A 19,866-nucleotide genomic window follows, 5' to 3' on the forward strand; every position below is an offset into this window, starting at 1 on the left:
TTTGGTGACCGCTACGCGGGACAAAGCTGCTGTTGGATCTGCCGACCCTAAGGTCTGCTTTGTGCGGTTCCCGATTGGGTCAAAAACATCACGAGCGAAAAACCGTCACTGACTGCGGGTGCGGGGAGTGATCATGAACACCAACGCAAGTACGCAAAACCTCGTCGAAACATAAATCGCTCAGCCTTTGGCCTAGAAATCGCTAGCCAAAGGCCAAGTTCCCACGTCAAGGGCGCTTGCCAATCGGGTCTCCAAGGGCCGGCATCGATGGTGCGCGTTCGTTCCTCGCGAATAGGGCCAGTGCGGCGATGATGATCGCAGACAGCGCACAGATCAACAGTGCGCGCCGCCAATCACCGTCTACAAGCGGCAAGATGACCCGCGAGGTCAAGCCGGCGCCTGCCAGTTCTCCGACCATCATGCTATTGAGATAAACTGCGCTGCGTGTTGGCAAAAATGACTGGCCGGCAGAAGTTAGAGCCACGGCACTAGAAATACGACGGGATCAGTTCAACAATCCGGCCTCGGATACTTGGCAGCAGTAACGCAGCTTTACGCGTTGGGCAGGACGACCTTTGGCTACGCCCAAAGCAGCCCGTCTGTGTCCGGCATGCGTATCGACAAAGCCGGAGTAATGACGCAGGCATCGACGTGATCAGTGATCACGAGACTATCCAACTTACTTTTAATAAATATATGCATAGGTAGGTGGATTGATTTGGAACAGATCTTGAGGTTATGTGGTGGTGAAACAGGGATATTCGTATGGTTCACATGTTGGTGTTTTTTCGCATCTATACTGCGCACAGTATCATGCATGGCAGTCTAGGGCCGCCAACCCCGGGGACCTGGTTTGCGAACATAGGGATGCCTGAAGCGTTCCGGTATCTAGACACACGTCCACAAACGGCAACGTTCGACATGGAAATTCGTGCCTCGCGCAAAAGGTTCTAAAGAAAGACGGTAGAATGACTGATACAAAAACCCGCATTCTCGATCTCGCGGAGAGTCTGACGCAGACGAAAGGCTTCAACGGTTTCAGCTATCTGGATCTTGCGGCAGAGATCGGTATCAAGACTTCGAGCATCCACTACCATTACAAGACCAAGGCTGACCTTGCGTTGGCGCTTGTCGACCGTCACCGTGAAGACATAGAGAATGCGTTTCAGCGCCTTGATCAAGATGTTGGGGACCCTGCCGACCGCTTGAATGCCATCGTGACGCATTTCAAAGGGTACATCAGCGAAGAGAAGATATGCATGTGCGGGATGATGGCTGCTGAGTTCGAAAGCATCAGCCCGGCCGTGCGCAAAGCTCTGGCGCTTTACTTTCGCGGCTTTCAAAATTGGTTGGCCAAGCAGTTTTCGGCGCTTGGGCATCCAAACCCACCGGCTGTCGCGCTCCAATACATAAGTACGCTTGAGGGGTCCCTTCTGTTGGCGAGGTTGGAAGGTGATGCGTCTGTTGTTGACCGGTCACTTGACGGTTTCGTGATAGCATAAATCGCATCGGGACTTGCTATCTACTTATATATAGATAGATGAATGGCATGACGTAATTCCACTTTGGAGAGACCAATGCCCGACGGAACACAAACAGACCTGACACAGATCACCGCAGCCGACGAAGCCCACAGCTTCGCCGAATATGCCGCGATCAAAGCTGCGATCAAAATCTATCTTGATGCAGCTAAACTGGGTGATGGCGCACTGTCGCGCAGCGCCTTTTACGATCATGCCTATGTCGTTGGCTCCATCGCTGGCGAAACGTTTGAAATGGATGCCGACACATTCGGCGGTGCCGTGACAGAAGGCGGCGCTTCCGAGAACATCCAGCACCACATTGCATGGATCAACATCTCCGGACCGGCTGCCGCTGCGCGCGTCGAGATCCTTGATTGGAGCGGCATGCGCTACACCGACTTCTTTGTGCTCTACAAAAAAGACGGCACATGGAAGATCAGCAGTAAGGTTTTTGACTCGCACGCCAAGAACTAAACCACTGACCTGTCGGTCATAGGTCGACAGGTCGTCTTCCCTCCTCGACCCGCAGCCTCTTGTTCCGGATGCCTGCACCACGTGTGCAGGCAACTCAGAACGCGCGGCCTCACATAGGAGACACACGATGAGCATCTTGAACGTACAAACCAGAGATACCGCGCCAGAAGCCAGCAAACCATTCCTCGATCAGGCAGAAAAGGCCTATGGTTTCATCCCGAACCTGACCGCTGTGTTCGCCAACTCACCGGCGATGATCGAAGCCTATGGCGTTCTGTCCAACCACTTCGAAAAGACGGACCTCACAAAGACAGAGCGGCAGATCGTTCTGATGACCAACAACCGTCTGAATGGTTGCACCTATTGCATGGCCGCCCACTCGACGATTTCGCAAATGCAGAACATTCCCGCGGAAGTTGTTGCCGCACTCCGGGACGGGACAGACATCGCGAATCCGAAGCTGCAAGCGTTGCATGTGTTTACTGCACGCATCAACGAAGCACGTGGCCATGTCACTCAAGAAGACGTTAGTGCGTTTCTCGCAGCAGGTTACACGCAAGCGAACATTCTGGATGTGATCCTGGGCACAGGTTTGAAAACCCTGTCCAACTACACCAACCATATCTCAGAGACGCCTCTCGATCCGCCGTTTCAACCGAAAGCTTGGGCGCCGGCGAACACTCAGCCGGATGTAGAGGCGACAGTGTCGGCCAAAGAGTTGGGTGAGGCTTCTGCAAACTGGGCGTAGTGTCCATACCTTGCTTGCCGAAAGAAGGTGGTCTGAGCTTTGGCTTGGGCCACTTTTTGGTGGGGTCTTAAGATCATACGCTGCATCAGCTTTTGACGCAGTCCCACACGTCGCCAATGGAATGCCTTGGGATAGATGTCATCAGGCACCTGATGAACAGGTTTTCGAATGAGTCTGCCTAAGCGCTCAGGAATTTTTGGATTGAGGCACGAAACGCTTTTAAAGATGTGTCTTTGAGGTTGATTTTGCGTACAAGTATTGCGCCTTCCAAACCCGAGATTATGAATTCGGCCAGACGTTCGGCGCTTTCGTTGCTTCGAATGCTGCCGTCACTTTGACCTTCTTTGATGCAGCTCGCCAGACCGACCAGCCAGCCGACATAAAAGCCGTTCAGCTTGTCGCGGAACACTTCGGAATTTGCCATTTCGAGAGAGAAGTTTCCCACGAGGCAGCCAAATTCGCTCTCACCAAAAGCGGCAAGGTGACGGTCAATTCGGTCCAATGCCGGTCGAGTGCGGTCTGCAAGCAGTTCATGTGCCGCCTGGTTTTCAGCCCAATAGACATCCAGAACCTCGAGTCCCAGCGCGTCCTTGCTTTTGAAATGGTTGTAGAATGACCCCTTGGGCACGCCTGCGCGGTCTACAATGCTTTGGACGCCGGTCGCGTGGAAACCGAATTCATGGAATTCGGCTAATGCAGACTGGAGAAGTTTACCTTTGTGGCTTGGTTTGGGCATGTCTTGCGACCGTTTCTGTGGACCCGTTTTGGGTATGGGAATGTGCGGACAGATTTGGGTCTGCCCGCACGTTTAGCAATACGTGTTACCGTCAGGACGTGGTGAGTACAATTTTACCGGTGCGGCCGCCAGCCTCGATCAAGCGGTGCGCCTCGGCGGCGCCTTCCAACGGAAGAGTGCGTTCGATCACAGGTTTGATCAGCCCGCGCGTCACCAAGGCACCCAAACGGGCCAAGCGGTCCGCGCTTGGCGTCAGAAACACAAGGTGGATTTCTGCATTGAAATCCCAGCCTGCATAGAGGCTTTGAGGATTTTCCTGATCCACAATACTGACGACACGGCCACCGTCCGCCAGAAGACCGAGCGATTTTTCTACGGTATCGCCGCCCACCAGATCGACGATGACATCATATCCGCCGTTGGAGCGAGCCGCGAGTTGGTCCCATGCATCGGCGTCACGGTAATCAACCGTTTGGTCCGCTCCGAGTTCCTTGACAAGGGCTTGGGCGTCTTTGCGGGTGGTCGTCACGACTTCGGTCCCGGTGAGGCGCGCGATCTGAATGGCGAAGAGACCCACACCGCCGGACCCGCCGTGGACCAGAACGCGGTCACCGGGTTGAAGCCGCCCCCGCTCGATCAGACATACCCAGGCTGTGCTGGCTGCAATTGGCAGTGCTGCTGCATCGACAAAGGACAGATCAGTTGGTTTTTTCGCGATCAAATGCGCCTGTTCGACATGGTATTCGGCGTAACCGCCCTCGTTGGACAGAACGCGTGTACTGTAGAAAACCTCGTCACCAATCGCGAAACTTTCAACACCTTCACCGACGGCTTCGACTGTTCCAGAGACATCGACCCCCACCTTGAAAGGCATCGGAACATAGTCTGCGTAGTCGCCACGTCTGATCTGGATATCAAGCGGGTTGACGGACGTTGCCACAACGTTGACGAGGACTTCGCCTGGGCCTGGCATGGGTTTTGGAATATCTTTGAGTTCAAGAACCTCGGGTCCACCGAAGGTTTCAGCGACAATCGCACGCATTGGAGGGATCCATTGTTTTTGGGGAGGGGAGAGTGCGCTGACAGACTGCTGTCAGCGCACGTTTTGCTTAGGAGGCGTAGCGCCAGTCTTCGGGCACCCAGCGGTAACCGCCGTCCGCCGTCCGGTCGACATAACCGAAAGATGGGAAGGGCAGATGCGTTGCGGTGATCAAAGTGCGATCCCGTGCAGCCACGTCAAAGATCGCGCGACGCGATTTCTTGGAGTCGTCCGAGTTGGTTTCCCAGATGTTGGATGCATCTGGGTCTGCGAACTGAATGGTCGAGCTGATGACAACGTCGCCGACGATCAGTAGCACTTCGCCGTCGCTTTCCACGCGGAAACCGGTGTGGCCGGGTGTGTGACCCGGCAGTGGGAAGGACGAGATGCCATCGCCAAGATCGGTTTCACCTTTGAACGTGGAAATGCGCCCATCATATGCGCCCTGCCACGCGCGTGCGACGTCGAACCAAGGTTTGGAGAAGTCGATGGACTTGGCTTGCTCTGATATGCTTGTCCAGAAGTTCAAATCTGTTTCATCTACGACCACTTCGGCATTGGGGATCGTGACTTGGCCGTCGGCTGTGTAGAGTCCGCCAACGTGGTCGGGGTGAACGTGGGTGATTAGGATTTTGTCGATGTCTTCCGGGCTTACGCCGACATCGGCGAGGTTGTTCGGGAATAGGCCAAGGTTCGGGCCAAACAGGTCGCGCGCACCACTGTCCACGAGGATCAGTTTTTCGCCGGTGTTGATCAGGTAGGCATTGACCCCGTTGCGGATCGAACCTTTGGGCAGGAACGCGCCTTTCAGATATCCGTCCGCGTCTTCTGGGCTGACATTGGCCCAAACCTGGTGGGGCAAATCCACGTAGCCGTCCGACAGCACGGTGATTTCGTATTTGCCGAGTTTGCGGCGGTAAGCTTGCGTGACCTGTGCGCCTACCAATGGGGTTTTTGCATATGCGGGCATGGTCACAGACGTGAGGGCCGCACCTCCGAGTGCAGCGCCTGCTGCACCGGACAGAAACAGGCGGCGGTTCGGTTTGATGAGAGTGGTGTCAGACATTGGTGATCCTTCAGCTCAGATGTCGTTACGAGTGCTTCGCCTCTTGTAGAAAGTGACCGGTCGTCTTGAATTCAAGATGATTGCATAACTTTTGTTTGGCCTTCGTTTGGGGACGCATTTGCTGCGCGAAAACCTGCGCGTTCCGCCTTGCGTGGGTTGTTTATTTGGATCGCAATGACTATCTATATATAGATATAATAAGTTCATGCCTCCGGCGCACATTTAATTGATCCGAAGACAGCCACAGAACGATTCCATCAGCGCCAATCTACTGGCGTTTACATGCCAAACAGGCCGCCACGCCGGTTTCACTGGAGAAGAATATGACAACACTGACACTTAACGGAGCGCTGCATGAAATAAGCGGTGATCCAGACATGCCACTTCTGTGGGCCATCCGTGACCTCGCCGGTTTGCAGGGCACCAAGTTTGGTTGTGGTGCCGGACTTTGTGGCGCCTGTACTGTTCATGTAGACGGCGTAGCCGAGCGGTCTTGCCAAGTTTCATTGGCGGACGTCGAGGGCCTGCAAGTTACCACCATCGAAGGACTTGATCCCAAGGGCGACCATCCCGTTCAGGAAGCCTGGCGTGAGTTGAACGTGCCGCAATGCGGGTTTTGCCAAGCGGGCCAGATCATGCAGGCGTCGTCGTTCCTCAAGGAAAACCCAAACCCGACGGATGAAGAGATCATGGAAAACATGTCCGGCAATGTGTGCCGATGTGGGGCCTATGGGCGGATCGTTGACGCTGTACGTCTGGCAAGTACAAGGACCTGAACGATGCTTAAATATCTGGAACAAAAGTCACCCACAGCCCCCGCGCAGGTCAGCGTTGGCAAGATGTCGCGTCGTGGATTCATGGGTGTGACAGGTGCATTGGTGTTGGCGGCCTGGACCAAGCCGAGCCATGCGTTCGATACCTATGCGGTTGGCGGAACGGATATGCCGCACGGCCTCGTGGATGATCCGATGATCTTTGTCTCGATCGACACGGACGGGGCGGTGACATTGGTCGCGCACCGTTCAGAGATGGGGACGGGCAGCCGCACCTCCCTGCCCATGGTTATGGCTGATGAAATGGAGGCAGATTGGGACCGCGTGAAGATCGTTCAGGCCCCAGGCGATGAGCCCAAATATGGCAATCAAGATACTGACGGGTCCCGGTCGCTGCGTCACCACATTCAGGCCGCCCGTAAAATTGGCGGATCGGTGCGCACTATGATGGCGCGCGCTGCAGCCGAGAAATGGGGTGTGGATGCCGCGCAAGTCCGCGTTGAAAACCACGTTGCGATCCATCCCGATGGCACAACGCTGGGCTTTGGTGACCTGGCCGAGGCGGCCATGGCGCAGCCTGTCCCGACGCATGGAGAGATCGCGTACAAGACTGAGGATCAGTTCCGTTACATCGGTAAAGGCAAGGTCGGTATCACCGATCTGCGCGACATTACGATGGGCACTGCCGTCTATGGCGCGGATGTCCAAATCGAAGGTATGAAAGTTGCGGTGATCGCGCGGCCGCCGGTTGTTGGCGGGCGTGCCGTCTCTTTTGATGCGACGGATGCCTTGGCGGTGCCGGGTATGCACTCTGTGCATGAAATCCCTTATGGCGGGCTGGCTCAAAAATTCGCGCCACTTGGCGGGATTGCGGTTGTTGCTGACAACACCTGGGCGGCGATGCAAGGCCGGGACATGTTGCAGATCGAATGGGAAGCAGGCGCGCACGGCAGCTACAACTCCGAAAGCTATCTGCAAGAGCTGGCCCAAACGGCGGATCAGCCGGGCACAATTGCGCGGGACAAAGGCGATATTGACGGCGCGCTCGCCAATGCCGCCCGCACCTTCTCCCGGACCTATACGCAGGATCACATCGCCCACATCCCGATGGAACCACCTGCCGCTGTTGCGCACTACAAAGAGGACGGCACGCTCGAACTTTGGGCTCCTGTGCAAAGCCCCTATACGGCGCGCACCGATACCGCCGCGACCCTTGGGTTGGACCCGGAACAGGTCACGATGAATGTGACGCTTCTGGGGGCGGGTTTGGTCGAAAGTCCAAAGGCGATTTCGTTACCGAGGCTGCCCTTTTGTCACGCGAGACCGGAACACCGGTGCGGGTGCAATGGACGCGGGAAGACGATGTGAAGCACTCGTTCTATCACACTATCTCGGCCCAAAAGATCGAGGTGGCATTGGACGATGCTGGCAAAGTCACGGGGTGGCACCACCGGGCCGTGCAACCGTCGATCCTGTCGACCTTCGCGCCGGATGAAGGGAACGTCCTGCCCATTGAGCAGGGCATGGGCCTGACCGACCTGCCGTTTGATATCCCGAACATCCGGGCCGAGAACGGCAAGGCCCTGGCCCACACGCGGATCGGCTGGTTCCGGGCCGTGTCGAACCTGCCGCACGCCTGGGCGATTGGCTCGTTCGTTGGAGAGCTGGCCTATGAACTGGGCAAAGACCAGCTGACCATATGGCTGGAGCTTTTGGGAACGCCGCGCAAACTGGACTATGCTGAAGCTGCCTTTCCTGAGAATTTTTGGAACTATGGCGAGTCCTGGGACGAGTTCCCGATTGACACAGGCCGGATGGCAGACACGCTGAAGCGGGCTGCTGAGGGCATTGGCTATGGCAAAGAGCTGCCGCCAGGCGAAGGGATTGGCCTGGCCGTGCACCGCAGCTTTGTGTCGTATGTCGCATGCGCTGTGCATCTGAAAATCGTGGACGGCACGATTACCATTCCCGAGATGCACATGGCCATCGACTGCGGTTTTGCCGCCAACCCCGAACGCATTGAAAGCCAGATGCAGGGCGCGGCCGTAATGGGCATGACCACGGCGCTACATTCCGGCATCACCTTTGAGGACGGTGCGGTGGTGCAGGAAAACTTCTACGACTACGACGTGGTGCGCGCCGATAACTTCCCCCGCAAGGTTGTGACGCATATCGCCAAGCACCCGTTCTCGGTGCATGCAACCGGTGTAGGAGAGCCGGGCATGCCACCGGTGCCACCGGCCATTGCCAACGCGCTCTTTGCGGCGACGGGCGAGCGGCGGCGCAGGTTGCCGTTGGGCATCGACGCCTAAATCAATCAGCCCCGCTGCAGTTTGCTCTGCAGTGGGGCTTTTTGCTGAAGTCGTTGGGGGAGTGTCAGGGGGAAGATAGAAAAGGCCGCGCTTAGTCTGCCCGTCGTCACAGTGCCAAAACCCTAGGGCTGAACACAAAAGGGGGGGAGCCTTTCGCAGGCTCCCCCTTTCTTCGTTTTTTTGCAGGCTTACAGGTCGGTTGCGGCAGTGCTGCGAATGTTGGCCCAGTTTTCATCGGCCTTAGTGATGATGCCAGCTTTGTCTTCCATGAACTTGTTCAGAACGTCACCGTTCAGGAACACGTACAGCTTGCCGTCAACAACGGCGGAGTATTCCGGGTTGCCGTCGAGCTTTTTGGCGAAGGCCACGCCGAACGTGCAGAAGCCACCGTTTTGCGGCATGTACTGGGCTGGGTTGGCCTCAAAAGCAGCTTTGTTTTCCTCGCTGTCGAAGTAGTATGCCACGCCGTCATGTGCGGCAAAGTACTGCGGGTTGCCATTGACCTGTGTGCCGTTCAGCAGGGCAACGGGATCCACGCCATGCAGGCCAAGCGGTGCGCCCGCGTAGGTCATGCCAGGGGCCACATTGAATTCATCTGCGGCAAAGGCAGGCGTCATGGCAAAAGAAGCGCCCAGTATTGACAGAGCGACGATGCCGGATGTTGCGAAGTTTTTCATTGGTTTGTCCTTTTAGAGGTTGGGGAGTGAGTGGTGCAACATATATATCTACTTATAGGTAGATAAATGAAGGATATGAGCTGCGTATCTCGTCAAAGAAACGTTACCGATCGGTTCCCAACTCGACGCAGCCCAGACTGTTCAGTTGTTTGTGTGGGAGTCGTAGACTTTGCCGCTGATCTTCCATTCGCCTTCCTCTTTGTAGAGGATGAAGAAGTCCGTAAAACGGTTGCCGCCCCAATCTATGAACTCGACACGAGCGGCGGCTGCGGGGCCCGAGACGTTGATCCATGCGATGTGGTGGCGAACGTTCTCTGACCGGCCTCCATCGGCAACCGCACCGGCAAATGTATCGGCGTCCAGATTGTACACCGTGCCGCCGATCGACCCCACGATATGTGCGTGGTCATAAAATGCGGTGCGTGTCAGTTCGCCGTCGCCGGTGCGCGCGGAAACGATGTAAGGCTGCAGCGCCTTTTCGATCGCAGTGTATTCGCTAAAGCTCTGCTGCTCAATGGTTTTGCCATCTTCAGACGCATGGGCTGCATGAAGCGGTGCGGAGAGCAAGCCGAGTGCGAGTGCCGTGCTCTTGAGTGTTGTCTTGAGCATTTGGGTTCCTTTCATGAGAGGTGGGTGGGTTGTGCGATGTGACTGCGTCAGCTGAACGCGTGGGAATCCCATGCCTTACTTTCAATCATCCAGGTCTGGTCATGCTTTTGCAGCACATAGAGATCTGTGAACGAAGAGCCGGTGCAATCGGTGAATTCCACAAGGGCCGCAGCGGCGTCCCCGACCAGGTCAATCGAAGACACATGGTGGTTCCGGTCTTGGCAGGGCTGATTGGACGGCGCGGACGCCCCGGCGGACTGAGCAAGGAGGTACTCAATGATGGAAATGTCAGCGCGAATAGCGCTGTTGGTCGATGTTTCGGGTCTGGTTTGTGATGCAAGCATGTATTTGTTCTCTCTGGTGTGAAGTTTGATATCTATCTATATATCGGTATATAAAGACGAAAGAGTGAATGATGGATCCTCACAGAAAGTTCAACGGCAGGTGTTTGGCTGTACTCGGGAGACTGTCTTCCTGCGCGATGTTCAGGGGCTTTGGCGATCTGGCTGGATCTTGCACCGCACCAGCTTGCAGCCGTGCCAAATTCCAGGCCTGCAAGCGCCTGAGATATGACACATATCTCTTGATGTGGTCAGTCGAGGCGCGACCGCGCAAAGTTCAATGCCATATGACACGCGACATGTGGCCAAGAAGATGTCTGGAACAACCGACCTTTATGAGATGAGGTCGAAAGTGGGTGCAGCGCCTGGGCTTATACCTTTTCAGCCGTGGCGTGCGCGGCTTTCGCCATGTCCCGCAGTCCACCGGCCAGGACAAGCACATCGATCCCCACTGCAACAAACGTCGCTCTATGTGCGAGGCATTCAGCGATGAAGTCTTGATCGAGTGTCAGAATGCCCGGCGCCTTGCCACTGGCTGCAATCTGGTCGATCGCCTCAAGGACGATGGCCCGGATCTCAGGCGCATCCGCTGTCGGCGCAAAGCCCAAATCGACGGACAAATCCGCTGGGCCAATGAACACGCCGTCAACCCCCTCGACGTCCAGAATGTCACCCAAAGCTTCGAGCCCGGCCTTGCTTTCGACCTGCACCAGCAGACAAATCTCTTTGTCCGCAGTTGGAAGATAGTCCGGGATTGCAGCGAATTGCGAGGCGCGCGCAAGCGCGTAGCCCACACCCCGTATGCCGTGCGGTGGGTAACGCAATGCCCGAACCAGGTCGCGCGCCTGTTCGGCGCTTTCGACCATGGGGATCAGCAGGCTTTGCACGCCTGCATCCAGCACTTGCTTGATCAGATCAGTGTCGCCTTTGGGCAGGCGCACCACGACCTCGCTGTTGCTGGCCTGCAAGACGGCAACCTGATCCGAGATCGAGCGCAGGTCGTTTGGCGCGTGCTCTCCATCAATCAACAACCAGTCAAACCCGGCGGTGCCCGCGATCTCGGTCGCATAGGCATTGGCAAGGCCCACCCAGCATCCCATTTGGCGGGTGCCCTCCAGCAGCTTTTTCTTGAACAGGTTCGTAGGGGCAGGCATCAGTTGGCCCCCGCAATAGAACACGACACCTGGCCCATCGACCCAAAGTCGCATTGAATGCTGTCGCCGGGTTTGCCCGCCACGGGTCGGGTAAAACTGCCGCCCAGAACGAATTCACCGGCGTTGAGCGATGCGCCGACCTTGTGCAACTCGCGTGTGAGCCAGACCAGACCGTTCGCGGGATGGCCCAGAACTCCGGCAGATACGCCCGTCTCTTCGATCTTGCCGTTCTTGTAGAGGATGCCGGGCACCAGACGCAGGTCGAAGTCGTCGGGACGCATCGGCACACCACCCCAGATGATGCCACCGTTGGCGGCGTTGTCCGCGATAGAGTCCCTCACATTCAATGGCTTGCCTGTCTCCGGGTCGACAAGAGCCGAGCGGCAATCAATGACTTCGATTGCGGGGATGACCCAATTCGTCGCGTTCAACACATCAAAGATCGTGACATCAGGGCCTGCCAAGTCGGATTTCAATTTGAACCCAAGCTCCACCTCAAAGCGTGGCATGATAAAGTGATCGGCAGCGATGACCGCCCCGTCATCAATGACCATCGCATCGGTCAGCACGCCATAGTCCGGCGTGTCTATACCGACCGCCAATTGCATGGCGCGACTGGTCAGGCCGATCTTGTGGCCGATGATCTTTTCACCCTTTGCCAACCGCAAATTGACCCATGCAGACTGCACTTTGTACGCATCAGACATCGAAAAATCCGGATGCAAGCAGGATGGCGCGCGGGTGAGAGTGCGGGTTGTTTCAGCCGCGTCATAGGCAGCAGCAAGGTCTTTGATCTGCGTGTCATTCAGGACCATGCGGCTTCCTTGGCGTGATAGTGACTTTGGATGAGGCTTCGGGTTGCAACGGCTCTGTGCGTCATCCCGCGACCCCGTCGACCGGCAAGGTTCTCACCCGTTTCCATGCAGATGAACATAAATCTAAAATGCTATAAAATATAAAAATTGGCAAATGATATGCATGGAATGTGCAGGAGGCGCGCTGACTGCGCCTAAGTACATTGCGAGGCTATGCTCGTTCAAATTTTATATTTTATAGACTTTTGACAAAATGATTTGGTCTTCTCAAGACGCCGTCGGGCAATGTGTTATCGCCGAAACAAGAAGGATCTCCTGACATGTCGCTCAACCAGGGCAGATCCATCTTGGCCATCCCGGGGCCTTCGGTCATTCCCGACCGTGTTTTGAATGCAATGCACCGCCCATCCGCCAGCATTTATGACGGCGCGTTGGTCGAAATGACCGATGGCTTGCTGGACGACCTGAAACATGTTGCGGGAACGGACGCCTTTGCCGCGATCTACCTCGCCAATGGCCACGGCGCATGGGAGGCGGCGCTGCGCAATACGCTAAATTCAGGCGACAAGATCGTCGTGCTCAGCAATGGCTTTTTCTCGCACAAATGGGGGACGGTTGCAGAAACGCTTGGCGTGCGGGTCGAGTTTATCGAATACAGCATGGCTGAGTATGCGGACCCCATGCGGTTGGAAGACGTTTTGCGCGCAGACTCAAACGGCGAAATAAAGGCTGTGCTTACCGTGCAGTCCGAGACGTCCTCGTCCGTCCGCAATGACGTCGCCGCCCTGCGACGCGCGATTGATGCGGCCGGGCATGATGCCCTGTTCATGGTCGATTGCATCGCCTCGCTTGGGTGTGACCGGTTTGAGATGGACGCGCTTGGCGTGGATGTCATGGTTTCTGCTGGGCAGAAGGGGATGATGAACCCCATTGGCCTGGCTTTTGTGTTCTTCAATGACAAGGCAGACGCAGCACGGGCAGGCGCACATCCGGGCCAATATTGGGACTGGACGAACCGGGCCAAGTCGAAATCCTTTTATCCGCGCTGGTCCGGCAGCCCTCCGGGTCACCTTATGTTTGCCTTGCGCGAAACGCTCAACATGATGGTCCACGAAGAAGGGATGCCCGCCGTTTGGGCCCGTCACACCACAATTGCCAAGGCCGTTTGGGCCGCCTGTGACGCATGGGGACAAGCGGGTGCGTTGCGACTGAATATTGCTGATCCGACCCGCCGTGCGACCGGTGTAACAACGATCAACACTGCCCCCGGGCTCGCTCAAAAGATCCGCATGTGGTGTCAGAACGAGGCTGGCGTAACATTGGGTAACTCGCTGGGTTTTTCGCCCGAAGAATTGGAAGACCATTTCAGGATTGGCCACATGGGCCACCTGAATATTCACATGGTGATGGGCGTGCTTGGCGCGATTGAGACGGCCATGCTTGCCCAAGACATACCCCATGGCAGCGGGGCGCTTGCGGCCGCCGCACAGGTTCTGTCCGCCCACGCAAACCAAACGAGGACGTAAGATGAGCGACAAGACCGCATTTCTTTGGGATGAAAAGTGTTTCTGGCACTACGGCGGAAACTACGCGCTGCTGTCCCCCGTTGGCGGATTGGTCCAGCCGATGGTGTCGGGCGGTTTGCCGGAGGCCCCGGAAACCAAGCGCAGGTTGAAGAACCTGATGGATGTGACGGGCCTGTCGAATGAGTTGGACATGGGCAGCGCAGCACCTGCGTCCATGGAAGATCTGTTGCGCGTTCACCCGCAAAGTTACCTTGATGCTTTCAAGGAGATGTCGGATACGGGCGGCGGTGAGCTTGGTTTGCGGACCCCGTTCGGTTCAGGCGCGTTCGAGATTGCAGCACTTTCGGCGGGGTTGGTCACGGAGGCCATCAAGCGTGTGCAGACAGGTCAGGCCCGAAATGCCTATGCCCTGTCGCGTCCACCGGGGCATCACTGCCTGCCGGATTTCCCGAACGGGTTTTGCCTGTTGGCCAATATCGCCATTGCCATCGAGGCCGCCCGCGCTCAAGGGTTGGGCAAGAGATTTGCGGTGCTCGACTGGGATGTGCACCACGGCAACGGGACCGAAGCGATCTTTCTGGATCGGGACGACGTGCTGACGATCTCGATCCATCAAGACAGATGTTACCCCCATGACACCGGCGGCACGGACGTGTCCGGCACCGGTGCAGGCGCGGGCCTGAACATGAACATCCCACTGCCGCCCGGATGTGGGCACAAGGCGTACCTTGAGGTGATGGAACGGCTCGTGATCCCGAAACTGAAGGCGTTCGATGCAGACCTTTTGATCATTGCCTGTGGGTTTGATGCCTCGGGGTTTGATCCCTTGGCGCGGATGATGTGCTCGCCCAAGACTTATCGCCTGATGACCCGGCAAGTGATGGACATCACGAACGGGCGGTTGGTCGTAGCACACGAGGGCGGCTATTCCGAGCTTTACGTTCCCTTCTGTGGCCACGCGATGTTGGAAGAGATGTCAGGCTCAACCATACGCGCCGAAGACCCTTTGCAGGCCCGGATCACGGGGCAGCAACCCGATGCCTATACAGATGTGTTCCATGGTCAGGTGATTGACCGCCTCGAGAGCGAACTCAAGACCCAGGGCGTGTTACTCTAAGGCGCCGGGTACATCAGGTCGTCTACGTCGTCCGAGCGGACCACCGCGAACTGTTCGGGACCAATTTCCTCCACGTAGCTATGCAGGACCGAGATGAAGGCGCTCACGCTGGCAGGCTTTTGCGCGCCGTAAGGGTCCGCAACAAGCAATGTCGGTTGCCTCAGGTTCTCCAGCAGCGGAACACGTGCGAGATTTTCGTTGTCAGGGATCGTCTCAGAAGTTGGTTTGATGTTGAGGATCGACACACCTAACCCGTTCGACACCGCAGACCTGACTGTCTCATACGACTGCGTCCGCAGCCCAATTCTCGGGCGGTTTACCACTGTATCGAACAACCCCAAGAGGTAGACCCGCGTCTCCGGCAGGTCGAGCAGGATCAACGGATGCTCCGCAAGTGTCTTGAGGGAAACGGCTGGCATCTTGGCAATGTTGCTGTCCGCCCTGACCAACGCGTGGGTCGGAAATTTGCAAATCGCTGTGGTGCTGCTGCCGAACTCCTGGCCGATGTCGTAGGTTACGATCAGATCGACGTCGCCCGAGGCTAGCCACGCGCGCAATTCTGTCTGATCCCCTTCCAGCAGCGTGAATTCGCACGGTCCGAACTGTTCTGTGTAGCGCTTGATCACAGGGGGGATCAGCAACGCGCCGAACGGTACAAAACACCCGATGCGGAGCGCGGCACCTGATGTTTCGGAAAACTGTTCAAGCGCGCGCGAGAATTCTTCACCCGATGCCAAAAACCGATGTGCGGAGATCAAAAAGGTTCGACCGGCAGGCGTCAGCGCGATGCCATGACCCTTACGGCGGGTAAACAGCTGCGTACCGGTAACATCCTCGGCGACGTCAATCGCGGCCAACACCGACGACTGCGAAATGGCCAGAACCTTGCAGGCCGCAGCGATGCTGTCATGACGCGCGAGTTCTCTGAGATATTGCACCTGGCGGTACGTTAGTCGCATCGCTGGGAAATACATCCCACGTCTTTAGATTGTCAATTTTTATATTTTATAGATTTCCCGCAGTATGTTTGGATGTGCGAACGAACTTGATGAGGTATCCTGAAATGATCCGCCTACGCGACGCGACACTTGCTGATGCCGCCAGGATTGTTGCGCTGAACGAGGACGTCGTTGCGGTGACAAGCCCTATGGATGACGCACGGTTTTATCATCTGTTCGAGCTGTCCGACTATTGCGTCGTGGCTGAAAAAGAGGGTGAAGTCGTTGGCTTCGTACTGGCCATGAAAAAAGGCGCTGCTTACGACAATGGAAACTTCGACTGGTTTGGGCAACGGCTTGGCAGGTTTGTCTATATTGACCGTATCGTGATTTCCGAAGGAGGCCGCGGACACGGGATCGGCGGGATGCTTTACTCTCATTTAGCGGACGCTGCAAAATCGACGGGTTGCACTGTCATGGCCGCAGAAATGGATCTGGAACCTCCAAATGTCGGGTCATTGAATTTCCACGAAAAAACGGGTTTCAAGAAGTTAGGAACGCGTATCTTGGACAGTGGAAAGACTGTTTCGATGCAGATTATGGGTTTGTAGTGGCCCAGTGTGCCAGATAGGAAGCGTCACGCAAGCCATGCATGCGCAAATCCTGACCGGTCATGCATCCACCTCTATCAGTGCGTCTGCAACGAATGCTTCTTTCGACAAGCTGCGGCACGACCTGCGTGTTACTGCGCGAACGTCTGGAATAGATGAGCCTCAGCAAACTCAATGTCGGCTTTCATCAGTGCTTACTGACGTTCGTGCAAGCTGCAGCACTTGGTAGATTGGGCTCTCTGCGGACCTTAGCCGCACTGCATAACCTGTCAAAACCCAGCAATTTTTGGGCAAGGTGTGTGTTTCAAGACCAGCTCAGTAGTGCGGAGGTGTCACCGCCCAGACCACGGTAGTGATCGCATCAGAGGGGTTTCGGTATCGGTGGGGACGGTCGGATTCAAAGTGAAAGCTGTCGCCGACATCCAGAACATACACCTTATTGTCGATGGTCAGTTCGAGAACGCCACTGGCGACAAAGCCAGCTTCTTCCCCGTTGTGGCTGTATAGATCGTCGCCGGATGTGGCACCAGGCTGAAGGGTGCAGAGCAGCATTTCGAGCTGGCCTGACAGGCTCGGGCACAACAACTCATCCTTAATACCTGTATCAAACCGGATGGCGCGCCGCCGTCCGGAGCGGACTATGATGTCTGCATCGGGGTCCTGCTCGGTCTCGGGATCGGGAAAAAACCAGTGGATGCTGACATCAAGCGCCGATGCAATGGCGTTCAGCGCACGCACGGAAGGCGATGCCTGGTCCCGCTCCAACTGACTCAGAAAACCAACGGACAGACCAGCTTTGTTGGCGAGGGTCTGGAGTGTCATGGCCTTCGCCTTCCTCAACTCGCGGAGACGCGCGCCAAGGATCGTCGCCGTTTCTCGTGGCCTGGGTTGTTCATCGCTTTCTGTAGGGTCTATCATCGAGATTGGCTTACCTGTGCTTGTTTCATCAAAAATTTTGTGCCACTTTTTTGATGAAATGAAAATGATGTGAGCGAATTATGCCAAGAACCGTAAGCCAAGTCATCGCAAAAGCGTTGAAAACCTACGATGTGCCGTTCGTTGCAGGCATACCAGGGCATGGGAACTGGGCGCTGACGGACGCCTTCCATCAGACAGAAGCCGCGCCTCGGTTCGTCCAGGTGATGCACGAGCAGTCGGCAGCACACATGGCCGATGCCTGCTTTCGGCTCACCGGGAAGCCCGGTGCGGTAACAGGTTCTGTCGGGCCGGGTGCGGCGAATACGCTGATGGCGCTTGCCACTGCGTACTCGGACTCCAGCGCCTGCCTCGCACTTACCGGTGCTGTCGCGACCCACATGCGCGGCCACGGTGTCATGCAATCGCTGGACCGAAAGTTCGCGCCGGATTTTCCTCGCCTCGCCGAACCGGTCACGAAGGCCGCATTTGAAATTCACGCGCCCGATGCCACGGCGTCCATCCTTCATCGCAGCTTCAACGCCATGCTGACGGGACGACCTGGGCCTGTGAGCATCGACGTTCCGATGGACGTTCAGGTCGCATCCACGGATATCGACGTGAGCGATCTCACGCAGAGAATGCCGACGGGCGCGCCAAGGCCGGATACGGATGCGCTGGAAGCTGCTCTGAAACTGTTGAGGTCAGCGGAACGGCCATGCGTTGTCTTGGGTGGGGGCGTTCTAACGGCCGAAGCCACGTCGCACCTGCGGGAGTTTCTTGAGCTGGCCTGTCTCCCGGCTGTGCATACGTGGAACGGCAAGGGCGCTCTGGTGGACGATCATCCCCTCAATGTGGGGCCGATAGGCGTAGGCGGCTCGAAGGCCGCCAATGAGATTGCGGCAAAGGCCGATGTCGTGCTGGCTCTGGGGTGTCGGTTCTCCGACTGGTCATCGTCTTCCTTCCGCAAGGGCGTCACGTTCTCGATCCCCGAAAGCAAACTGATCCATGTTGATATCGACCCGCAGAACATCGGACGGAGCTATCCGGTCGAAGTTGGTATCGTCGCGGACGTGAAGCAAACCCTGCTCGACTTGCAGGCGGGCGTAACCAAAGCGAACAGCGCCGCCGCATGGAGGACGCGCGCGTCCTGGCTCGACGATATTGCAACCCGAAAGAAGGCGTGGGACGCCACCTTGGCACCGCGACGCGATGCGTCTGGCGTGCCTGCATCGATGCTGGCCGTCTTCAGCAGGTTGCAACGCGCTCTGCCGCCAGAAGCGGTCGTTACCGTGGGCTCCGGCCATTGTCAGGCAGCCGTCAGGCAAGGCTTTCAGTGTCTCGAACCGCACACCCACGTGACCTCTGGTGGATACTCGACAATGGGCTTCGCTGTTCCGGCAGCGATGGCATCTGCTATCGTGAGACCCGGCACGCCAGTTGTGGCCATCGTTGGAGACGGAGATTTTCTGATGTCCGCGCATGAGCTGGCCACGTGCGCGATGCTGGGAATGCCTATCATCGTTCTAGTTCTGAACAACTCCGGCTTCATCTCGATCCGCGATGGTCAGAACGCGATTTTCCAGCGAAACGTAGCATCGGAGTTCCAGCACCGCGATGCGAGCGCCGCCGACTATTCTCCCGACTTCGTTGCCCTTGCCCGGTCCTTTCAGATCGACACGGCAGTACGCGTGGCAACGCTGCAAGACATCGAACCCGCAATCTTGCGGGCCATTGCCTTGCAAGGACCTGCTCTCATCGAAGTCCCGATCACGCGCGATCCGGCACTGGCCGGTGCGGAAGGCGCTGGATGGTGGGACTTTCCGCCCTCCAATGACGCCGCCGTTGAAATCAGGCAAGATTACACGGTCGGACGGGCGGCTCAGCAGCATTTGGGAGCTGACACATCAGTTGCTCTTATAAAACCGCCGCTTGCGATCTATGGCTGATCAAAAGCTCTGACTGAAAGCGGCCATTGGTGCATGGTGCTGAAACGGTCGAGATGGGCTCAAAGCCGCCGTTCATGCAAAGTATCCCCATAATTGCAAACCGCCCCCGTCCTCCGCCTCCAAAGCCCAAGCGTTTTTTGCAACGCGAAGCACAAGGATCAGACGCTCGGGTATCTGCCCTACGCGGATTGAGCGTTACGCTAAACCGTCGTGCCACCACATGTACGGGGGACAAGCAGGGTCGTATGCAGGGGTTTTTACAGCGCCATCCCATCTGGTCGATCATTATCGCGCTTGTCGCGGCGGTGTTCCTGTGGCTGATCTTTGCGACCTGGTCCGAAGAAATGGTCGAAGTTATGGGCCGCAAGCGCGTTTTTCTGAACGCTATCTTTGGCGGCATTACATTGGGCGCTTTGTATTTCCTGGTGGCCTCGGGCTTTACGTTGATCTTCGGCCTGATGCGCAACGTGAACCTTGCGCACGGCTCGCTTTATCTGCTGGGGGGTATCTCGGCTTTGAAGTATCCGAGCTGACGGGGTCTTG

The 19,866-nt window shown here is 56.7% G+C and carries 21 protein-coding genes and 1 pseudogene; 11 read left to right on the plus strand and 11 right to left on the minus strand.

From position 1 onward, the window contains the following. Positions 1-226: 226 nt before the first annotated feature. On the minus strand, positions 227-421 hold the full coding sequence (locus ACZ1HN_RS11550) for a hypothetical protein (protein ID WP_472727599.1): 195 nt from the start codon (positions 419-421) through the stop codon (positions 227-229). A 547-nt stretch (positions 422-968) separates the two neighbouring features. On the opposite strand from ACZ1HN_RS11550, the gene ACZ1HN_RS11555 reads away from it, so the two are divergent. From ACZ1HN_RS11555 to ACZ1HN_RS11565, 3 genes are all read left to right on the plus strand, one after another. Beyond that, entirely contained in the window at positions 969-1,502 is a 534-nt protein-coding gene (locus ACZ1HN_RS11555) for a TetR/AcrR family transcriptional regulator (RefSeq protein ID WP_472727600.1), read from the plus strand. Positions 1,503-1,577: 75 nt separating this feature from the next. Beyond that, positions 1,578-1,997, plus strand: a complete 420-nt coding sequence (locus tag ACZ1HN_RS11560) for a nuclear transport factor 2 family protein (RefSeq protein ID WP_472727601.1) — start codon at positions 1,578-1,580, stop codon at positions 1,995-1,997. 127 nt (positions 1,998-2,124) lie between these two features. Further along, positions 2,125-2,745: a carboxymuconolactone decarboxylase family protein gene (locus ACZ1HN_RS11565; RefSeq protein ID WP_472727602.1), complete on the plus strand. Its 621-nt coding sequence runs from the start codon at positions 2,125-2,127 to the stop codon at positions 2,743-2,745. Between the two features lie 178 nt (positions 2,746-2,923). Here ACZ1HN_RS11565 and ACZ1HN_RS11570 read toward each other — a convergent pair whose 3' ends face one another. The 3 genes from ACZ1HN_RS11570 to ACZ1HN_RS11580 form a co-directional block, all read right to left on the minus strand. Continuing rightward, complete coding sequence (locus ACZ1HN_RS11570) at positions 2,924-3,481, minus strand: TetR/AcrR family transcriptional regulator (RefSeq protein WP_472727603.1); 558 nt, start codon at positions 3,479-3,481, stop codon at positions 2,924-2,926. A 91-nt stretch (positions 3,482-3,572) separates the two neighbouring features. Continuing rightward, entirely contained in the window at positions 3,573-4,523 is a 951-nt protein-coding gene (locus tag ACZ1HN_RS11575; RefSeq protein ID WP_472727604.1) for a quinone oxidoreductase family protein, read from the minus strand. A gap of 67 nt (positions 4,524-4,590) precedes the next feature. Next, on the minus strand, positions 4,591-5,586 hold the full coding sequence (locus ACZ1HN_RS11580; RefSeq protein ID WP_472727605.1) for an MBL fold metallo-hydrolase: 996 nt from the start codon (positions 5,584-5,586) through the stop codon (positions 4,591-4,593). Positions 5,587-5,909: 323 nt separating this feature from the next. Here ACZ1HN_RS11580 and ACZ1HN_RS11585 point away from each other — a divergent pair, with 323 nt between their 5' ends. The 3 genes and pseudogenes from ACZ1HN_RS11585 to ACZ1HN_RS11595 all read left to right on the plus strand — a co-directional run bounded on the left by ACZ1HN_RS11585 (position 5,910) and on the right by ACZ1HN_RS11595 (position 8,671). Next, complete coding sequence (locus ACZ1HN_RS11585; protein WP_472727606.1) at positions 5,910-6,362, plus strand: (2Fe-2S)-binding protein; 453 nt, start codon at positions 5,910-5,912, stop codon at positions 6,360-6,362. A gap of 252 nt (positions 6,363-6,614) precedes the next feature. Next, positions 6,615-7,999, plus strand: a pseudogene (locus ACZ1HN_RS11590) (xanthine dehydrogenase family protein molybdopterin-binding subunit); the annotation flags it as partial. A 333-nt stretch (positions 8,000-8,332) separates the two neighbouring features. Next, complete coding sequence (locus tag ACZ1HN_RS11595; RefSeq protein ID WP_472729311.1) at positions 8,333-8,671, plus strand: molybdopterin cofactor-binding domain-containing protein; 339 nt, start codon at positions 8,333-8,335, stop codon at positions 8,669-8,671. Positions 8,672-8,859: 188 nt separating this feature from the next. Here the strand turns inward: ACZ1HN_RS11595 and ACZ1HN_RS11600 are convergent, their stop codons facing one another. The 5 genes from ACZ1HN_RS11600 to hpaH all read right to left on the minus strand — a co-directional run bounded on the left by ACZ1HN_RS11600 (position 8,860) and on the right by hpaH (position 12,267). Then, positions 8,860-9,348, minus strand: coding sequence for a YHS domain-containing (seleno)protein (locus ACZ1HN_RS11600; RefSeq protein ID WP_472727607.1), 489 nt, complete (start codon positions 9,346-9,348; stop codon positions 8,860-8,862). 141 nt (positions 9,349-9,489) lie between these two features. Continuing rightward, positions 9,490-9,957, minus strand: a complete 468-nt coding sequence (locus ACZ1HN_RS11605; RefSeq protein ID WP_472727608.1) for a nuclear transport factor 2 family protein — start codon at positions 9,955-9,957, stop codon at positions 9,490-9,492. 47 nt (positions 9,958-10,004) lie between these two features. After that, positions 10,005-10,301, minus strand: a complete 297-nt coding sequence (locus ACZ1HN_RS11610) for a nuclear transport factor 2 family protein (protein WP_472727609.1) — start codon at positions 10,299-10,301, stop codon at positions 10,005-10,007. Positions 10,302-10,669: 368 nt separating this feature from the next. Then, entirely contained in the window at positions 10,670-11,452 is a 783-nt protein-coding gene (locus ACZ1HN_RS11615; RefSeq protein WP_472727610.1) for an aldolase/citrate lyase family protein, read from the minus strand. After that, on the minus strand, positions 11,452-12,267 hold the full coding sequence (hpaH, locus tag ACZ1HN_RS11620; protein WP_472727611.1) for a 2-oxo-hept-4-ene-1,7-dioate hydratase: 816 nt from the start codon (positions 12,265-12,267) through the stop codon (positions 11,452-11,454). The genes ACZ1HN_RS11615 and hpaH overlap by 1 nt, the downstream gene beginning before the upstream one ends. 320 nt (positions 12,268-12,587) lie before the next feature. On the opposite strand from hpaH, the gene ACZ1HN_RS11625 reads away from it, so the two are divergent. Continuing rightward, positions 12,588-13,793: a pyridoxal-phosphate-dependent aminotransferase family protein gene (locus ACZ1HN_RS11625; protein WP_472727612.1), complete on the plus strand. Its 1,206-nt coding sequence runs from the start codon at positions 12,588-12,590 to the stop codon at positions 13,791-13,793. Position 13,794: 1 nt separating this feature from the next. Further along, on the plus strand, positions 13,795-14,910 hold the full coding sequence (locus tag ACZ1HN_RS11630) for a class II histone deacetylase (protein ID WP_472727613.1): 1,116 nt from the start codon (positions 13,795-13,797) through the stop codon (positions 14,908-14,910). Here the strand turns inward: ACZ1HN_RS11630 and ACZ1HN_RS11635 are convergent. After that, entirely contained in the window at positions 14,907-15,869 is a 963-nt protein-coding gene (locus ACZ1HN_RS11635) for a LysR family transcriptional regulator (protein ID WP_472727614.1), read from the minus strand. The genes ACZ1HN_RS11630 and ACZ1HN_RS11635 overlap by 4 nt on opposite strands. An 89-nt stretch (positions 15,870-15,958) precedes the next feature. On the opposite strand from ACZ1HN_RS11635, the gene ACZ1HN_RS11640 reads away from it, so the two are divergent. After that, positions 15,959-16,459: a GNAT family N-acetyltransferase gene (locus ACZ1HN_RS11640; protein ID WP_472727615.1), complete on the plus strand. Its 501-nt coding sequence runs from the start codon at positions 15,959-15,961 to the stop codon at positions 16,457-16,459. 315 nt (positions 16,460-16,774) lie between these two features. Here ACZ1HN_RS11640 and ACZ1HN_RS11645 read toward each other — a convergent pair whose 3' ends face one another. Further along, positions 16,775-17,377 carry a helix-turn-helix domain-containing protein gene (locus ACZ1HN_RS11645; RefSeq protein WP_472727616.1) on the minus strand — a complete coding sequence of 201 codons (603 nt, stop codon included), beginning with the start codon at positions 17,375-17,377 and terminating at the stop codon, positions 16,775-16,777. 80 nt (positions 17,378-17,457) lie between these two features. On the opposite strand from ACZ1HN_RS11645, the gene ACZ1HN_RS11650 reads away from it, so the two are divergent. Further along, positions 17,458-19,323: a thiamine pyrophosphate-binding protein gene (locus tag ACZ1HN_RS11650; protein ID WP_472727617.1), complete on the plus strand. Its 1,866-nt coding sequence runs from the start codon at positions 17,458-17,460 to the stop codon at positions 19,321-19,323. A gap of 245 nt (positions 19,324-19,568) precedes the next feature. After that, entirely contained in the window at positions 19,569-19,856 is a 288-nt protein-coding gene (locus ACZ1HN_RS11655) for a hypothetical protein (RefSeq protein ID WP_472729383.1), read from the plus strand. Positions 19,857-19,866 lie beyond the last annotated feature (10 nt).

Source organism: Tateyamaria sp. GN1-10, from assembly GCF_055693845.1.

Coding starts and splice junctions, on each gene's coding strand:
- ACZ1HN_RS11550 (WP_472727599.1), bottom strand. CDS start 421: ATGATGGTCGGAGAACTGGCAGGCGCCGGCTTGACCTCGCGGGTCATC.
- ACZ1HN_RS11555 (WP_472727600.1), top strand. CDS start 969: ATGACTGATACAAAAACCCGCATTCTCGATCTCGCGGAGAGTCTGACG.
- ACZ1HN_RS11560 (WP_472727601.1), top strand. CDS start 1,578: ATGCCCGACGGAACACAAACAGACCTGACACAGATCACCGCAGCCGAC.
- ACZ1HN_RS11565 (WP_472727602.1), top strand. CDS start 2,125: ATGAGCATCTTGAACGTACAAACCAGAGATACCGCGCCAGAAGCCAGC.
- ACZ1HN_RS11570 (WP_472727603.1), bottom strand. CDS start 3,481: ATGCCCAAACCAAGCCACAAAGGTAAACTTCTCCAGTCTGCATTAGCC.
- ACZ1HN_RS11575 (WP_472727604.1), bottom strand. CDS start 4,523: ATGCGTGCGATTGTCGCTGAAACCTTCGGTGGACCCGAGGTTCTTGAA.
- ACZ1HN_RS11580 (WP_472727605.1), bottom strand. CDS start 5,586: ATGTCTGACACCACTCTCATCAAACCGAACCGCCGCCTGTTTCTGTCC.
- ACZ1HN_RS11585 (WP_472727606.1), top strand. CDS start 5,910: ATGACAACACTGACACTTAACGGAGCGCTGCATGAAATAAGCGGTGAT.
- ACZ1HN_RS11595 (WP_472729311.1), top strand. CDS start 8,333: ATGCACATGGCCATCGACTGCGGTTTTGCCGCCAACCCCGAACGCATT.
- ACZ1HN_RS11600 (WP_472727607.1), bottom strand. CDS start 9,348: ATGAAAAACTTCGCAACATCCGGCATCGTCGCTCTGTCAATACTGGGC.
- ACZ1HN_RS11605 (WP_472727608.1), bottom strand. CDS start 9,957: ATGCTCAAGACAACACTCAAGAGCACGGCACTCGCACTCGGCTTGCTC.
- ACZ1HN_RS11610 (WP_472727609.1), bottom strand. CDS start 10,301: ATGCTTGCATCACAAACCAGACCCGAAACATCGACCAACAGCGCTATT.
- ACZ1HN_RS11615 (WP_472727610.1), bottom strand. CDS start 11,452: ATGCCTGCCCCTACGAACCTGTTCAAGAAAAAGCTGCTGGAGGGCACC.
- hpaH (WP_472727611.1), bottom strand. CDS start 12,267: ATGGTCCTGAATGACACGCAGATCAAAGACCTTGCTGCTGCCTATGAC.
- ACZ1HN_RS11625 (WP_472727612.1), top strand. CDS start 12,588: ATGTCGCTCAACCAGGGCAGATCCATCTTGGCCATCCCGGGGCCTTCG.
- ACZ1HN_RS11630 (WP_472727613.1), top strand. CDS start 13,795: ATGAGCGACAAGACCGCATTTCTTTGGGATGAAAAGTGTTTCTGGCAC.
- ACZ1HN_RS11635 (WP_472727614.1), bottom strand. CDS start 15,869: ATGCGACTAACGTACCGCCAGGTGCAATATCTCAGAGAACTCGCGCGT.
- ACZ1HN_RS11640 (WP_472727615.1), top strand. CDS start 15,959: ATGAGGTATCCTGAAATGATCCGCCTACGCGACGCGACACTTGCTGAT.
- ACZ1HN_RS11645 (WP_472727616.1), bottom strand. CDS start 17,377: ATGATAGACCCTACAGAAAGCGATGAACAACCCAGGCCACGAGAAACG.
- ACZ1HN_RS11650 (WP_472727617.1), top strand. CDS start 17,458: ATGCCAAGAACCGTAAGCCAAGTCATCGCAAAAGCGTTGAAAACCTAC.
- ACZ1HN_RS11655 (WP_472729383.1), top strand. CDS start 19,569: ATGCAGGGGTTTTTACAGCGCCATCCCATCTGGTCGATCATTATCGCG.